A 944-nucleotide genomic window follows, 5' to 3' on the forward strand; every position below is an offset into this window, starting at 1 on the left:
CAGAGAGCCTTTCATGAATGCCTTTCAATAGAGGGATCGCAGCTTTTCCATCATTTAGGTTTCCCGATGAAAAGAGCGATTGAAGAATGTACTGACTTTTGGTTCCGACTGCAAAGTGCCCTTTATAACCAAACCAAAATACGTTTTTCCCTTTACTGTTTTTCTTGATTCCCCACTTAGGATCAAGAGGAACAGCTGAACGTAATTCAACTAAAGACGCACCCAGTTGAGCTTCTATTTTTTTCTCAAATAGTGGTAAAGCAGCTTCACGTTCAGCCTTTTCTTGTAGCCACTTTTCTTGTTCTTCTTTGGGCTTACGTCCGCGTTTCTTTGGCTCTGACTTAGGCTTTTCTTCTTTCGCAGGAGCTTGGTCCCGCGCTTCGATGTGAGTCGCATCAAGGGCAACTGTATCGTCCATGATAAATCCTTCTAGAATGGCTTGAAGGATTTGAGTTTCTTTCACACGTTCAAGAACATCAGATTCAGCTAATTTGGTAAGCATTCTTGAATAAGAAGCTTCAGATGGAATCGCATCAGAAAGAAGGAATCCACAATCTAAACGAAACATATAGTCGTTTTTTAAGCGTTTAATCAGATCTTTAATCGTAGGAATTCGTTCAAGAATTCTAGCTGTAAGAGAGTAAATCATGGCTGCATAATTAAGTTGAACAGGTGCACCATAAAGGGCTTTTTTAGAAACAATAAATAGAATCGGATCCATCTCAATCGTTGAAAACACCGCTTCAAAACGATGGGTAGGTTCTAAATCGTATAAATCTTGCAGGTCAAATAGGCTTCCTTGTCGTATAATAGTCATAAGGGAGTCTTCCTCCAGTCATTAGTTTTGTGTAGTAACTTACTAATTCGACTTTTTGGGGAGGTACTCCTTTTTTGATGTCTATAAAGTCTTGCGAGACATAGGGTTCAGATTATGAAATTCATTC

Annotated in this window: 1 protein-coding gene; it reads right to left on the reverse strand. The window is 39.3% G+C overall.

Annotated elements, in window-relative coordinates:
* A partial coding sequence (locus tag BALCAV_RS20905; protein ID WP_040324342.1) for an IS1182 family transposase occupies positions 1-817 on the reverse strand: 817 nt, incomplete at its 3' end.
* Positions 818-944: the final 127 nt, after the last annotated feature.

The organism is Alkalihalobacillus alcalophilus ATCC 27647 = CGMCC 1.3604, from assembly GCF_000292245.2.
In the GTDB taxonomy this organism is placed as follows: domain Bacteria; phylum Bacillota; class Bacilli; order Bacillales; family Bacillaceae_D; genus Alkalihalobacillus; species Alkalihalobacillus alcalophilus.